Annotated in this window: 16 protein-coding genes; 6 read left to right on the top strand and 10 right to left on the bottom strand. The window is 44.7% G+C overall.

The features are described from left to right. Positions 1-103 precede the first annotated feature (103 nt). The gene (locus ABWW54_RS13155) at positions 104-862 is read right to left on the bottom strand and encodes a lysophospholipid acyltransferase family protein (protein ID WP_353412798.1); all 759 of its coding nucleotides are present in this window, start codon (positions 860-862) and stop codon (positions 104-106) included. Between the two features lie 70 nt (positions 863-932). Here ABWW54_RS13155 and ABWW54_RS13150 point away from each other — a divergent pair, with 70 nt between their 5' ends. Next, positions 933-3,380, top strand: coding sequence for a TIGR03032 family protein (locus ABWW54_RS13150; protein ID WP_353412797.1), 2,448 nt, complete (start codon positions 933-935; stop codon positions 3,378-3,380). A gap of 126 nt (positions 3,381-3,506) precedes the next feature. Here the strand turns inward: ABWW54_RS13150 and ABWW54_RS13145 are convergent, their stop codons facing one another. Then, positions 3,507-3,722, bottom strand: a complete 216-nt coding sequence (locus ABWW54_RS13145; protein ID WP_353412795.1) for an RNA-binding S4 domain-containing protein — start codon at positions 3,720-3,722, stop codon at positions 3,507-3,509. Positions 3,723-3,820: 98 nt separating this feature from the next. Between ABWW54_RS13145 and ABWW54_RS13140 the strand changes: the two genes are divergently transcribed. Then, positions 3,821-4,891, top strand: a complete 1,071-nt coding sequence (locus ABWW54_RS13140; RefSeq protein WP_353412794.1) for a phosphatidate phosphatase App1 family protein — start codon at positions 3,821-3,823, stop codon at positions 4,889-4,891. A 245-nt stretch (positions 4,892-5,136) separates the two neighbouring features. Then, entirely contained in the window at positions 5,137-6,000 is an 864-nt protein-coding gene (locus ABWW54_RS13135; protein WP_353412793.1) for a lipase family protein, read from the top strand. An 86-nt stretch (positions 6,001-6,086) separates the two neighbouring features. Here the strand turns inward: ABWW54_RS13135 and ABWW54_RS13130 are convergent, their stop codons facing one another. After that, positions 6,087-7,409 carry an NAD(P)/FAD-dependent oxidoreductase gene (locus tag ABWW54_RS13130; RefSeq protein ID WP_353412791.1) on the bottom strand — a complete coding sequence of 441 codons (1,323 nt, stop codon included), beginning with the start codon at positions 7,407-7,409 and terminating at the stop codon, positions 6,087-6,089. 490 nt (positions 7,410-7,899) lie between these two features. Here ABWW54_RS13130 and ABWW54_RS13125 point away from each other — a divergent pair, with 490 nt between their 5' ends. After that, the gene (locus tag ABWW54_RS13125) at positions 7,900-8,112 is read left to right on the top strand and encodes a hypothetical protein (RefSeq protein ID WP_353412789.1); all 213 of its coding nucleotides are present in this window, start codon (positions 7,900-7,902) and stop codon (positions 8,110-8,112) included. 129 nt (positions 8,113-8,241) lie between these two features. Here the strand turns inward: ABWW54_RS13125 and ABWW54_RS13120 are convergent, their stop codons facing one another. Continuing rightward, a complete protein-coding gene (locus ABWW54_RS13120) occupies positions 8,242-8,451 on the bottom strand; it encodes a dodecin (RefSeq protein WP_353412788.1) in 210 nt (69 codons plus the stop codon). Between the two features lie 231 nt (positions 8,452-8,682). Between ABWW54_RS13120 and ABWW54_RS13115 the strand changes: the two genes are divergently transcribed. Both ABWW54_RS13115 and ABWW54_RS13110 read left to right on the top strand, forming a co-directional pair. Beyond that, complete coding sequence (locus tag ABWW54_RS13115; protein WP_353412787.1) at positions 8,683-8,898, top strand: helix-turn-helix domain-containing protein; 216 nt, start codon at positions 8,683-8,685, stop codon at positions 8,896-8,898. A gap of 12 nt (positions 8,899-8,910) precedes the next feature. Beyond that, positions 8,911-9,528 (top strand): hypothetical protein, encoded by a 618-nt coding sequence (locus ABWW54_RS13110; protein ID WP_353412786.1) that lies wholly within the window; start codon positions 8,911-8,913, stop codon positions 9,526-9,528. A 76-nt stretch (positions 9,529-9,604) separates the two neighbouring features. Here ABWW54_RS13110 and ABWW54_RS13105 read toward each other — a convergent pair whose 3' ends face one another. From ABWW54_RS13105 to cyoA, 6 genes are read right to left on the bottom strand one after another with little or no spacing between them, the layout of a single operon-like run. Next, entirely contained in the window at positions 9,605-10,786 is a 1,182-nt protein-coding gene (locus ABWW54_RS13105) for a YbfB/YjiJ family MFS transporter (protein WP_353412784.1), read from the bottom strand. 22 nt (positions 10,787-10,808) lie between these two features. Continuing rightward, complete coding sequence (locus tag ABWW54_RS13100; protein WP_353412782.1) at positions 10,809-11,405, bottom strand: SCO family protein; 597 nt, start codon at positions 11,403-11,405, stop codon at positions 10,809-10,811. 59 nt (positions 11,406-11,464) lie between these two features. Next, entirely contained in the window at positions 11,465-11,794 is a 330-nt protein-coding gene (cyoD, locus tag ABWW54_RS13095; protein ID WP_353412780.1) for a cytochrome o ubiquinol oxidase subunit IV, read from the bottom strand. Continuing rightward, a complete protein-coding gene (gene cyoC / locus ABWW54_RS13090; RefSeq protein WP_353412779.1) occupies positions 11,794-12,414 on the bottom strand; it encodes a cytochrome o ubiquinol oxidase subunit III in 621 nt (206 codons plus the stop codon). Before cyoC ends, cyoD begins: the two co-directional genes overlap by 1 nt. 14 nt (positions 12,415-12,428) lie before the next feature. Next, a complete protein-coding gene (gene cyoB / locus ABWW54_RS13085; protein WP_353412778.1) occupies positions 12,429-14,525 on the bottom strand; it encodes a cytochrome o ubiquinol oxidase subunit I in 2,097 nt (698 codons plus the stop codon). After that, positions 14,515-15,357, bottom strand: coding sequence for a ubiquinol oxidase subunit II (cyoA, locus tag ABWW54_RS13080; RefSeq protein WP_353412776.1), 843 nt, complete (start codon positions 15,355-15,357; stop codon positions 14,515-14,517). The genes cyoB and cyoA overlap by 11 nt, the downstream gene beginning before the upstream one ends. Positions 15,358-15,412 lie beyond the last annotated feature (55 nt).

Below are 15,412 nucleotides of genomic sequence, written 5' to 3'. Positions count from 1 at the left end.
GTGGGATTTTAATAAACTGTTGGTAAGATACTGGTAAGCTTTCGCAACTTGACAATCGATGGCAACACGGAAGAGAGACTTTATCTTGGGTTTACCAAGCAAATTAAGGGTTAAAAACGTCGTCTGGTCTACAGCCCGTGTATTCGGCAATCTCGTTTTTATACAGCTCAACACAGCGAGCCATTAACATCGGCACATCATCAATAGACATACCGGTCGTTTCAATCGCGGGCATTATTTTTATTTCATGCGAACCGCCCTTGGCGATCTTGTTCGGCACATCCAAAACATTCATCAATGGTTTAGAGACCATAGGAATAATCGGAACTTGAGCCATCACCGCCATTCGAAAAGCGCCATTTTTAAACTCGTTCATCTTTCCGCCTTGGCTACGAGTTCCTTCAGGAAATATCCATATATAGCAATCATCCTGCTGCAAACGCTCTACGGACAGTTCAACCGCAGACCCATTTTTACCCTTGGCTTGTCGATCAACCATGATGTTGTTAGAAGCGTAGAATAATCGTCCCCACAATGGGATTTTCATCAATTCCTTCTTGCCAATTATGATGGCATTTTTTGGAAATACTGGGCCTTGTAACAACGGGTCAAAATTCGACTGGTGATTCATGATCACCACCGCCGGACCTGCGATCATATTACGGCGGCCAACCACATGTACTTTAACTCTAAGAGCAAACCTTACCCCCACATTCAGCGCTTGAGCATACGCCCAAGCGAGCCACTTGCGATGGTTGAACGGGAAAGAAACCACATAGAATACCAACGTCACAAGAGTGCACCAAAGTGCCACTAGAAACATCTTTAAATAGTATTGAAGCGTTCTCAGCAATCTAATCATAATACTGGGTACCAACTAAAGATAACCTTGCTCGATAATCTTTGGCCCGGCGCCATCAAAGGCGAATTAATTGAAATGTTCGGATATTCCGAAACGGATGCTCGATGGTAGCATGGCGCATGCAAATAGCCGACTTATTACTAACGCTCTTACAAATGTTATTATTTCGTCACAACGTCAAAATCCGAATACTCATCCGCTCTTACTAACTATGGCCGAAGCGCTCTCCAGTCAACACACCACCACGTTTCCTGACCTGCTGAATCAGGCTATGGCTAGCGTCGTTATCTCAACCTATCAAGCCGGGAAGTTGATCCTGTTGAGGTCGACTGGAAATGCTCTGAATACGCACTTTGTTAGCCTGGCCAAACCCATGGGCGTGGCGTACTCCAAAAACAGATTAAGCGTGGGTTCGGGCGTTCAAGTAGTCGACTACTTCAATATGCCATCGGTTGGGCCTAAGGTGCATCCCAGAGGCACGCATGATTCTGCGTTCCTACCACGTCGCCTCCACTATACGGGTGATATCGATATTCACGAGATGGCCTTTACCTCAGAACAAGAACTGTGGATCGTCAACACCAAGATGTCCTGCCTGGGCACTATAGACATTCAACACAGCTTTGTGCCTCGATGGAAGCCACCTTTTATTTCAGGCTATGACTTAACTGACCGTTGCCACCTAAACGGATTAGCAATGCGGGACGGAAAGCCACGATACGTAAGTTCACTAGGCGTATCGGACCGCCCAGCAGGTTGGCGCGAAAACAAAGCGTCAGGTGGCATGATCATGGACATTCAAAGCAATGAATTTGTGGTTACAGGCTTATCCATGCCGCATTCGCCAAGATGGTATCGAGATCAACTGTGGGTATTGGAGTCAGGTGCGGGCCAACTGATTACGGTAGACATCGACTCTGGAGAGAAACGGGTGGTCGCAGAACTGCCTGGCTTTTGCAGAGGGATAGACTTTATTGATCGCTATGCGCTGATCGGTCTATCTGAAGTAAGAGAAACCGCCGTTTTTGCAGGCTTGCCGCTCACCGAAAGAGAACAAGACAGAAAGTGCGGTGTCTGGGTTGTTGATATTGAAAGCGGTCAAACGATGGGTTATCTGGTTTTCTCATCTGGCGTTCAGGAAATATTTTCTGTGCAGATAGTCCCTGGAAAATACCCAGCATTGCTCGACCTCAACGACCCCTTGCTAAGCTCATCTTACTCTCTTCCAGATGACGCTGTAAATCTATTTACGCCTCCTGATTCAGATCAACTAGCTTTTGAAAAAGCAGTGACTCTTCACCAGCAAAAGAAACTCCCTGAAGCGATTTCGGCCTATCAACAATTACTGGAATCCTCTCCTGACAACGTGGAGGTACTGTATAACTTGGGGGTAGCTCAACATGACAGCGGACACATCAAAGACGCAATTAGTTCTTTGCTAAACTGCATTGAACATCGTCCCAATCACGCCGCTGCGCAAAACTCGCTCGGGCTTTCATATCTTCGACAAAACAACCGCCTAGAGGCGTTGAAGCACTTCGATCTGGCCATTGACGCAGACCGAAAATACGCCGACGCCCACGTAAATAGAGCGCGCGTAAAGATGATGTCGGGCGAGCTTATCGAAGGACTAATCGATTATGAGTGGCGCTGGCAATTGCCAAACAATCGTCCGCTGAACTGTCAGCAGCCACGATGGACTGGAGAGGACATCAGAGACAAAACCCTCCTCATCCATACTGAGCAAACCCTAAGCGACTCCGTGCTATTTTCTCGATACTTAGAAGCGGCCAAAAAACGGTGTAATCGTCTAGTCGTTGTATGCCCAGAGCCACTACGTTTACTATTCAAAGCACTTCCGTTCGTTGATGAAGTACGACCTATCGGAGCGCTTCCTGCAGGCCTCTTTGATGTCTATGCGCCCATCGTATCTCTACCGCTAATTTTAGATATCAAAAACGCGGCGATCCACGATTTTAAGCCTACCATGCCCTTAGCAAAGGGAGTGATCGTCCCTCAACTGGAACCCTCTAGTCGATTTAAGATCGGAATATCTTTAGACACTCAATTTGATCATCTTTTGGGTAACCCTATCGATCAAGAAAACTCATCGCCATCACTATTTCAAGCTGCCTTAATGGACTCGCTCTCAGAATCCGCTCAACAAGCTAGTATGTTCAGTTTGCAGCATAATATTAGCCGAGAACTGGCAGATTTCTATGAGAACAGGGGCATTGTAAATCTGGACCAAGAACTGATTTCCCTAAGCCACGTTGCGGCCCTAATGTCTCAAATGGGGCTCATCATCACCAGCAATGACGCCATTGCCAACGTAAGTGGTTCACTAGGCCTACCAACAATCATGCTGCTGCCAGTAAATTCTGGCTGGCAATGGGGCAGACACCCAGTCAGCACAGATTGGTACCCATCGATAAGTCTGGTAAGGCTCCAAGACAATGAATCCTCAGAAAAATTCGCTGAACGGATTTCCTCAGAGGCCAAACGACGCTTACGTTAATCGATGCTCACGTATTAAATAAACAAGTAAGCGCAGTGATAGTCAATATCTTGCGGGAGTTTTGAACTCCGACGCTCGCAATTCTCACTAATCAGTACAACGCAGACAACTAAAAATCCACGCGGTTTACGTTTCCAGCTCTAATACGTAGTGTTCACCATTGAATTCAAATACATCGCCAGCCAACATTTTACGGCGTTTGCGCATCTCGATTTGCCCATTAACCAACACCGCACCTTCGTCGATCAACATTTTAGCCTCGCCGCCGGTCATGGCTAGACCTTCAAACTTTAGGAGCTTAAAGAGCTCCACAGGTTCTCTATTTATAATTACTTTATTCATCGTTTAAGTTTATCCGAGCAAGTAAACTTGCAAATAGGTTTGAAGACTGCCCCCTACTGTGAGACAGTTCGTCTAATATAAAACTCGAGTCCAACACCATGCCAAATCTTGTTTCCAAAGCGCTGATCGCGGTCGGATTAAAGAACAACGACCAGTATTCGAACATTAAGAGGGATGAAACTGTCGTTTTTTTCAATACATCAGCTTGGTTAGATGAAAGCGCTAAGCTTTGGAATATACCGATTCACGGGTGGGTTTACGAGCCCCAAAATAGCTGGACGTTACGAACATTGATTCGGCGCTTGCTTGCCAGAAAATACGGATTAAAAGTAACGCCAGATACAAAACACAATTTCAAGCGCAGACTTAATCTATTTATCGCAGATAATGAACGTCGAAAGCGATTGATCATAGAGTTCAAAGGGCAACTATACGCACTGCCCAAAAGTAAACCCAATGGGCAGTTTGAAGGAATCATTCAGGTTCCTTCATCGAAAATAAGAGCTAACAAGCATGGACTGATTGAATTCAAAGCCATACTAAAGCCAAGCGATTCTCGCGTCATCAAAGGGACGATGAAATTAATTCGCCCGCGGGGCGTGTCGGTTATAAGTGACATCGACGACACGGTAAAAAAGAGCTTTATCAATGATCACAAAAAGATGTTTGAGGCGGCCTTTTTTAAAGACTTTAAGCCGGTAACTGGAATGCCAGAAGTCTATCGTAAGTGGCAAGAAGACGGCGCCGATTTTCATTTCGTTTCATCATCACCATGGCAATTATATCAACCACTTAAGGAGTTTTTGGATGAATTCGATTTTCCATGGTCAACCTTGTCGCTGAAGAAAGTACGGATTAAAGATGAAACCTTTCTCAATTTGTTTAAGAGCGGATTAGTCACCAAGCCAATAGCAATTAAGGCCATTCTAAATCGTTATCCTGATAGGAAGTTCGTGCTGGTGGGCGACAGTGGTGAGCAAGACCCTCAAGCTTACGCCAAAATTGCCCGAGAACACCCAGAACAAATAGTAAAAATTTTGATTCGTAACGTTCATGCGGATCCAAATCTCAATAGCAGCTACTCCGATGTATTTAGCGGAATCAATCGACGCTTATGGAAGACATTCGTCTATCCATCGCAAATAAAATTAGACATTAACTCATTGTAGAGCCATAGCAAGGCATCATGCCCTAGTAAGGTGTCAGCCATTGGCTCGAAGATTACTCTCCTGAGAATTGAGTTTAAAGAACAATTCCCCTGACTTTACCGTCACTGACAGAGCAAGGCTGAGTTTACAAAAAATAACAGCTTGCGTACTTAGCTAAGCCCGGTTTAGGGGGTAAATTCTAATTTTTATGAATAGAATAGTAAGCGAATTTTGACTCACTTTTTCTTTAGTTTTCACCTATAGCTATGGAACAACAGAAACTCTCCAAATCGACCAGTGATCAGCTGGTATTGCGCTCAATACCTTGTGACTCAGAGATAGGCCGAGATATCAGATCCATGCCTTTTATAAAACGAGCATTGCTGTTTGCAGAGCTTTCGATGATCGCTTACCTCTCACCAGAGCAAACGAGGTCAGCGGCCGCTCGATTGGGCTTCTCACAAACCAACTTCTACAACAATGATGGGTCTCAAGCCTATTCATTTGCTAACGACGATGACATCGTCATCGCGTTTAGAGGAACTGAACCCAACGAATGGAATGATATAAAGGCCGACATGGATGCAACCAAAGCCCTCGCAGAGACCGCTGGGCATGTGCACCGTGGATTTAAGAAGGAAGTTGATGACTTGTGGCCTGAGCTGGAAGAAATGTTGGTTTCCAACAAGAAGAATTTGGCTAAAAAATTATGGTTCACGGGACACTCTCTAGGCGGCGCGATGGCTTCAATTTGTGCTGGACGCTGCTTACTTTCACACATCGACACAGCACCCGAACAAATACACACGTTTGGCAGCCCCAGAGTTGGAACAAAGCGATACATAAATCACGCAAAAGTAGATTACTATCGTTGGGTGAATAACAACGATATCGTCACGCGCTCTCCTCCTGCCTGGCTTGGATACCGACATGCGGGTAAAGAAATGTATCTTGATGCACTCGGACAGATAAAAACTCTTTCCGCGGTTGAACGAAGAGCAGACCTATGGAGAGGCTTTGTCTCGGGATTAAAAAAGAGAGAGTTAGACTATTTTAGTGATCACTTAATTGATCGCTATGTTGATTATATCTATTCAGAATCCGAACGCACCGATCTGTCATTTGAATAAACTAAACCAATCTTACCCACCCAGCGATAGGCTAAAGGAGGGTAAGATAGGCTTGTCTCAGTCCTGAGGTTCCTATTGTAAACGGACTAATGAAGCTTAATTTTGGGTCTAATAATCTTTGAAATTTGACTCAACAGAATTACGAATGGGCCTTTAATAAACCCATGTATAGATAACTGATGCATTCTATAGAGAGACAGATACATCAATCGAGCGATCTTACCCTCAATAAACATAGAGCCCTTAACCAAATTGCCCATCAGACTACCCACCGTTGAAAAACGAGCGAGATTAACCAGAGAGCCGTAATCTGTGTATTTAAACTCAACTAGGTCTTTACCAGACAGTTCACGCACGATATTTTTTGCGACAGTCGAAGCCATTTGGTGGGCAGATTGCGCTCTCGGCGGAACTTTACCACCCTCTTCCATCTCGACATGACAACAATCACCAATGGCGTAGATACTTGGATCACTCAGGCTCTTTAATGTTCGAAAACACTCTACTTGATTAATTCTGTTTGTCTTTAAACCAACAACAGAAAGCCAAGACTCGGCCTTTACACCGGCAGCCCAAACCATTAAATCAGCTTCAATAAGTTCTCCGGAGTCATTAACAAAACCGTTTTGATTAGCTTCGGTAATCCGAGTATTAGTTCTCACACGAACCCCTAATTTCTCCAATTCGGCGGTCGCCGATTCCGCAATCCTCTCTGGCAAGGCCGGCAGGATTCTCTCACCCGCTTCAATCAGGTCGATACTCAAAGAAGTCTTACCCTCAGTCATATTGTCGTAAACACTGACAACATCAACCACATGATTTAACTCTGCCGAAAGTTCAACCCCAGTAGCGCCAGCACCGACAATTGCTAACCGAATGGGATCCTCCGCAGACTCCGTCGTTGAAGACTTCTTTAAGAACAGGTTCAACAGTTTTTGTTGAAAACGCTGAGCCTGATGTTTTGAGTCAAGCAAAGAACAAAATTCTTGAACACCAGGAGTACCGAAGTCGTTGCTGATGCTGCCTATTGCCAACACTAAAGTGTCATAGCCAATTTGTCGTTCTTCAACAACTTCATTCTCTTCATCATCAAGAATCGGAGCAAAGCTCAAGCGTTTTGACTCTCGATCTAGGTCCACCAATTGTCCAAGTTGGAACTGATAGTGATGTCGTTTGGCGTGTGCGCGATAGACAACTCCGTCGATTTCAGTATCTAGCGACCCTGTGGCAACTTCGTGCAATAAGGGCTTCCATATGTGAACTCGGTGTTTATCAATTAACGTAATCTTTGCTTTTTGCTTTTTTCCTAATTTATTACCTAATGTTGTGGCTAATTCAAGACCACCCGCGCCTCCGCCTACAATAACAATATGTGGAACGGCCTTATGGGGCTTTATTTCAGTTTGCATTTTATTTACCTAAAAGTTGTTTCAGGCAAATGCTCGCTAATTAGAGCACTCGCCTCAAATAACTGCTCACTGCGCGAGCTATTTGCGGGCAAACCATGCAAACTAAATCATGAGTTCAGTGTCAACATTGCGTTGAATTTATACTCGCTTGCTGACCCGCATAGTATACGCTCAGCGATCGACTAATTGGTTATGACTTTCGTTCATTCTGCGCATTCCTTTTCACCGAGTCGTAAATAATTAACGCTTTTCATCAGTGTTATCGAGATACCCAGGCAGTCTGGCATTTCAGTGCGCTGCCGTTCTCGAAGCGTCCATGCATCACTGGAATTAAAAGCACATACTCAATTTGGAGCAAATTAGGCTCGGTTATTGTTGGGCGTCAGGAAGGTTTCTGTATTCGATAGAATACTTGAAAACAACGTTTAGACCCTTATGTCATAAACTATGAGGGGCGGATTCAATCACAGATTATAAGGAGGCTTTTAAAATGAGAGCATTCACCGGTTTACTACTCTGGTGCATTCTATTCGTACTCTGTTGGCCTCTTGCATTAATTGCTCTGCTTGCTTGGCCGATTATCTGGATCCTCACACTTCCTTTTCGTCTAGTCGGCGTTGTTTTTACAGGCTTATTTACATTTCTACTGGCCGTAATCACCCTACCAGCGCGCCTACTCGGCTGGAAACCACGAACCGCTTAATCCACAGAAAGCGCTGGGAGCCAAACAACGTTTCCCATAACTTCTGTATTGGCCCATCATGCCTTTTATCGAGAAAACCAAGCCGATCGCAACGTACAGGACCACGTCACGATCCACTGGTCGCCTAAGCTAACCTTCCAGGCGAAAGCCAACCTTTAGAGTAACCTGGTAGTGAGCCACCTTGCCATTTTCGATATGACCTCGGGTTTCCACAACTTCAAACCAGTTTAAGTTTTTAATGGTGGCACTTGCTCGCTCTATCGCCTGTTCTATGGCGTCTTCGATGCTCGATTTTGACGAACCAACAATTTCAGCTTTTTTATATACGTGATCAGACATACCTACTCCGTTTACTATTTTCAGTATTTTCACCATATCAGCTTAATCAACGAAATTGAAATTGAGCGGAATCTAACAAGGCCATGCAGGCACTGACGAAGTACTGTCGCAAGCTCAATTTACTCTCACCTTGATATAAGACGCTCTTAAAAGAATGAATATCGAGCATTATTTTATGATAATCATAAAATTTTAGTTGTTTTTCGAAAAAACAGACTCTATAGTCTCTGTATGAATATACAAATCAATCTCGATGTCGAAATGGCAAAAAATAAAGTGTCTCTTAAAGACTTGTCACAGCGTGTTGGCATTTCAGCGACCAATTTATCATTGCTCAAAACCGGAAAAGTTAAGGCCATCCGCTTTACCACCCTCGCCGCAATATGCAAAGAGTTGCAATGCCAGCCTGGCGACATCCTCGAATACGTTGACGACACAACCATCTAAATGGAGATACGAATGAAACAAAATCAATACATCATGCCCGCCATAGCGGCCATCACTCTAGCCGTACTCTTCCCTGTTTATTGGGTTGGGCAATATTGGAGCATTTCCGACAACCCTGGCGCGCAGATATACGACGATATTAGTGGTCTAAACCTGTCAGACCTTTTACTGTTAATTATCGGAATCACAACGATCTATGTTTATGCATGCGTTAAACGATTCCTAGAAGATCGTCATGCCTATACAGGTGCGCACATCCCTTTGACTCTACTCATGATTACCTGTGGAATTTTCACCTTCGGATCGCTTTCAATGGATCTGATCATGCAGCTCTTTGGTCACCAACTGCACCTACCTTGGCACAATGGAGCAGTGAATGGCAACGTGATATTGACGTTCAGTACACTGATTGTTTTTGGTGTTTTAGACGTCGTCCTTGGAGTCATACTCCTGACCAAGTCGGCTGAATTATCACCACTAATTAAGGTATTCGCCGTTATAACAATAATCCAAGGCATCATGGAAGTGACCGTAATTCTAAGCCCCGTGACCTTCATCATATTCCCTGTCGCGCTGATTCTTTTATCGATCCTATTTATCAAACAACCTGAAGCCCTAGACATCATTTAAACCGACACTGGCGTTCGAGCCTGGCCATCAACTGACGCAACCAGGCTCGCTCTCGGTGTCGCTTAAAGAACTTCTTTTACTCTCGCTTCATCAGCGACAAACAGAGCATTCCAACTACCATGATGCCGCTCACAGCAAACAACGATAGATTAAAACTACCGCTTTGCTCAGCAATAATACCCGCAATAATTGGAGATAGAATCTGCGCTACGCAATAACCAAGTGTCAATTGAGCCATAACCTGAGTCGCTCTATATCGATATTTATTACCAATGATCGTGAGCGTCAAAGACACAATTCCCATAAAGGCGAATCCAAACAGCAATGAGCTTAGTAATACGGCGACGTAGGATGTGGTGGCTGTCATCAAAAAGTTACTGGCAATATTTATCGCAAATGCCGTTCTAATTGAATACAGATAGCCAACTTTGCGCGCAATTCTATCCCACACAAAGGGCGCCGGTGCAGCCGCTAACCCGACGTACATCCACATAATTGTGCCCTGATCTTCCAAAGGAATGTACTCAGTGATAAGTGAGGTAAACGTAATGTTAACCGTGTTACTGAAGCCTGCACATATATAGGCAATGGTTAGCAACCAAAGCCATTTTTTTGACGGTTCGCCACTGCGGTCAATTTTAACCGCTTCTTCTATTTGCTCAGTCTTCGGAAACGGCATCAACAGAAATGCGGGCACCAATAGCAATGAACCGAAAGCAGCTAATGCAACCCATTGCCCTCGCCAGCCAAGACCACCCAAAAGGGTATCAGCGGCGAAATTCACAATCAATGCACCCACCACAATACCAAGCCCAGCCCCGGCAAAGTGCAAGCCCATTTCTTGCTTTTGATTATTGTGCATCAACCATTTAAGAACCAACCCCGTTCCCAACATGAAGCCTAGTGCCGTCGAAATTCCAGCAAAAAAGCGGCTTAGATACCACACCAAGCGATGATCATGAAAAGCCATAATCAACGTTGTGAACACAGCGATAAATAACCCGTAGCGGTAAAAATAGTCTTTAAGCCGTAAATCCCGCATTAGCCAAACCATAAACAGACCAACCAAGTAACCTATGTAGCTCCAACCAGCGAGCCATCCGGCTAAACTCTCACTCATTCCGGTTTGCGCCTGCATGTATGGAATCATCGGCGTAAAAGCGTAACGTGCGATGCCCATCGTCAAGATCAAGGCACAGACACCACCGAACATAACGGTGTATTTATTAGGTTGAAAAAAACGTTCTAAAAATAACATGGCATTACCTATATAAAGCGGCTTACAACAGCTCTTGTATTTGTGCAGTTAACTCGTTTGATGTAGTGCTATGACGCATTGCGGCGACAAGAGCTCCTTTTGGGTTAATAACGTAGTACCGTGAAGAGTGCTCCACACCATAATCCGACGTGCTGCTTTCTATCTCATTAAAATCATAAAAAGCACCGTATTGACGAGTAACAGCGTCAATTTGTTTTTTCGACCCGGTCAATCCCACTAGGTTCTCATGATAAAACTGAGTGTACTCAGCGAGCTGTTGTGGCGAGTCCCTATTGGGATCAACACTTACTAAGACGGCTTGTACTGAGTCGAGTTGAGTGGTTTCTAAACGGCTAAGGGCACCTTGAATTACACTCATTGAGTTTGGACAAACCTCAGGACAGGTTAAAAACCCGAAATAGAGAACCACCACTTTGTCCTGAAAGTCCGACAACGCAACAGGGCCTGACGCTGAAGTCAGAGTAAAATCACCACCGAGATCGGAGAAGCTTTGTGGTTTCTCCGCCAGACTTGATTCGGATGTGACCACAAATAAGGCGATAACCAAAGCCAAAATTAAACCGATGGCGGCCATGGACACTTTCGCAATTTTATTCATTCACACTCCCCTCCAGTTCTCAGTTGTTAACGAGATCATTCATCGTTCAAATAAACCAATTAATGCCCCATGAGCATATTGTGATTCAAGTGGTTCATAATCCAGATAGACCCCAACACAACGATGGCGACGATTAAAACAATGAACACGGCGGATACGGTATTCCATATTTGCTCACTCGATGTGTTCATGTGCAAAAAGAACACCAATTGGACGAATACTTGAGCGATCGCGCAAAGTAGAATTACCGCGAGGGTAAGGCCACTATCAAACCCGCCAAGCATGACCATTCCGAACGGAACGGCCGTTAGTACCACGGACCAAAAAAGCCCCCATAGGTATTCTCTAACGCTGCCATGAGCCGCGCCACCATGAGTCTGAGTTCCCATTACATAACCCCCATCAAATAAACCATGCTGAACACACAAATCCAAATAATATCCAGAAAGTGCCAAAACAAACTCAAGCAAGACAGGCGGGTGAAATTGGTTTCAGTGATCCCATCTTTAAGCATGTGAATGACAAGAAAGACCATCCACAACATACCGGCAAAAACGTGCAAACCATGCGTTCCTACTAGGGCATAAAATGCGGACCAGTACGCACTTGTTGTGGGGCCAGCTCCTTCATGACTAAAGTGATAGAACTCATAGAGTTCCATCGCCAAGAACCCACCGCCCAACGAAAACGTTATTCCCAACCATAATAGAAGGTGCGCCATATTCTTGTTTTGCGCACCCAACATGGCCATGCCAAAGGTGAAACTTGAGAACAGCAATAGCCCAGTTTCAACCGCCACGAAATTCAAATCAAAAAGGTCTTTAGGCGTCAAACCACCGGCAAAACTAAAGCTCAATACCGCGTAGGTCGCAAAGAGCGTTGCAAACAGAATGCAATCGCTCATGATGTAAATCCAAAAGCCTAAAAGAGTATCTCCCGCGTAGTCGTGATGATGCTCTTCTTCAACAAATCCGGTATACCCCGGTTCAGGTGCTGTTAACTGATTCATCTGATCTACCTCTCCTAAACCGGCATTGAAAGCGGCGTTCCGCGTTCGTTAACTTGGTAATCTTGACCGTCGAGATTGTTCGACTCCTGACTTTGAGCCAGTCTGATTTTCTCGAAATGTGCGTTTTCAATCTCTTCTATTTCAGACACTTCAACGTAATAGTCCTTACCTTTTTGGAAGTTATATACGATAAAAGCAATCAACATGCCTAAGGTGCCAAAAATAGCCATCCACCAAATATGCCATATCATTGCGAAGCCCATCACGCCCGAGAACCCGCCGATGACGACACCCGCCCACGTATTTTTAGGCATGTGAATACGCTGATACTGTTCAGGTTGCTTAAACGCTAAGTCGTGTTCCTTCAGATAATAGAATTGATCCCGATCACGGATCTCCGGTGTTCTAGCAAAATTGTAGAATGCCGGAGGAGATGAAGTGGCCCATTCTAATGTCCTGCCATCCCAGGGGTCACCCGTTAAATCCATATTATTTTTACGATCACGGATACTCGCAAAAATTTGATAAAACTGGACACAAATAGCGATTAATACGACCAGTGCACCCAGACCAGCAACCAGCAACCAATCGTTCCAAACTGGATTATCGTAATAATTCAATCTACGCGTCATGCCCATAAACCCGAGCACATACAGTGGCATGAACGCCATGAAAAAACCGATGGTCCATAACGCACAGGCCCATTTGCCGAGTTTTTCATCTAACTTGAAACCAGTGGCTTTCGGAAACCAATAGGTTAATCCTGCGAAATACCCAAATAGGGCGCCCCCAATGATCACATTGTGAAAGTGGGCCACCAAAAAAAGACTATTGTGTAACACAAAGTTAGCGGCCGGAATGGCCAACATTACGCCAGTCACACCGCCGATCGTGAAGGTGATCAAAAAGGAAGATGTCCACCACATTGGAGAATCGAACCTGACTTGGCCTTTGTACATCGTGAACAACCAATTAAATATCTTAACCCCTGTGGGTATCGAGATAATCATCGTCGCAATCCCAAAAAACGCATTCACGCTTGCACCTGCCCCCATCGTAAAGAAGTGATGTAGCCATACTATAAACGAAAGAAACATGATGCAGGCCGTAGCCCATACGAGTGACGTATACCCGAAGAGGCGCTTCCTTGAAAAAGTAGCCGTTACTTCTGAGAAAATTCCAAACGCGGGTAAAATCAAAATATAGACCTCAGGGTGACCCCAGGCCCATATAAGATTCACGTACATCATTTGATTGCCACCCATATCGTTTGTAAAGAAATTAGTGCCGATGTACCTATCGAGCGTTAATAAAGTGATGGTGACTGTCAATATTGGAAACGCCAAAATAATTAGCACATTTGCGCACAAAGAGGTCCAAGTAAAGACAGGCATTTTCATGAGACTCATTCCCGGCGCTCTCATCCGAATAATAGTCACAAAGAAGTTCACGCCACTGAGCAATGTTCCTATCCCGGAAATCTGCAACGCCCAAAGCCAATAGTCGACCCCAACCCAAGGACTGTATTCGAGCCCAGATAGTGGGGGGTAAGCCAACCACCCTGTTGCGGCAAATTCGCCAACAAACAAAGAGGCATTCACCAACATTGCGCCCACCACAAACAGCCAAAAACTCAGCGAGTTCAGAAACGGAAACGCGACATCACGCGCACCGATCTGTAGCGGTACGACCAAATTCATCAACCCAACGATCAAAGGCATGGCCACAAAAAAGATCATGATCACGCCATGCGCTGTAAAGATTTGGTCATAATGCTCAGGTGGTAGGTAACCAACGCCTGAACTATCAGAAACGGCCAACGCTTGTTGAGAACGCATCAATAGGGCGTCAGAAAAACCGCGAATCATCATAATAAATGCGGCGATTATGTACATGATGCCGATCTTTTTGTGATCTACGGACGTTAACCATTCATCCCACAGGTATCTCAGCTTACCGTAATACATTACAGCGCCCAGAACACCGACACCGACCATCACCACCACAAGAAATGTAGTCAGTATGATTGGGTCATGGTAAGGAATTGAATCCCAAGTTAACTTTCCAAAAATTGGATCAGGATCAGTAATAATTGTCGCTTTATTCGCCATTTTGAGGCCCCGTATACTTCTCAATAATTCGGTTGAACATCAATGGGTTTACTTGTGAGTAGTACTCAACTGGGTGATCTTTTGTTTTAACACTCAAAGATTCATACCTTGAGGCGTCGAGTTCATTTCCAGATTCTCTTACTTTCTTAACCCAAGCTTGGAAGTCAGCATCATTTTTAGCTAATGCCTTAAACTTCATCCCAGAAAAACCAAAGCCACTGTAGTTCGCCGACAAGCCGCGATACTCACCTTCGGTGTCAGCAATGAGATGAAGCTGATTCTCCATACCCGCCATCGCGTAGATCATGCTTCCAAGTTGGGGTACAAAAAAGGAGTTCATCACAGTGTCTGATGTGATCAAAAATTCGACTGGAGTATCTACCGGCATGGCAAATTCATTAACCGTCGCTATTTCCTGCTCAGGATAGATAAATAACCACTTCCAATCTAAAGCCACGACTTGCACTCGTAACGTCGGGTTCTCGGAGTCCAACGCCTGCCTAGGATCAAGAGAGTAGGAAGTCTTATAGGTAATAATCCCCAACGCTATGATGATAGCAAGCGGAACAGACCAAACGATCACTTCAATCTTATTCGAATGTTCCCAGTGAGGCAGGTATTCGCTTTTTTTGTTGCCATCGCGATATTTTATCGAGAACCAAAACGTCATAAAGAAGACTGGAACCACCACGATCATCATCACCAGAAACGATAAGATGATAAGGTCCATTTGCTCAGCGGCAATTGGACCCTTAGGGTCAAAGAGTAAATATTCGCAACCGCCCAACATGAGGAGTAGCGGTATGATGGCAAGACGATGGAATCGGTTCACCTTAATTCTCCGGCTTTGTACAGCAACTTTACTTGTGTACTGAATTTTCAGTAAT

It is taken from the genome of Arenicella sp. 4NH20-0111, from assembly GCF_040366405.1.
In the GTDB taxonomy this organism is placed as follows: domain Bacteria; phylum Pseudomonadota; class Gammaproteobacteria; order Arenicellales; family Arenicellaceae; genus Arenicella.
This window is presented reverse-complemented; position numbering and strand designations above follow the sequence as displayed.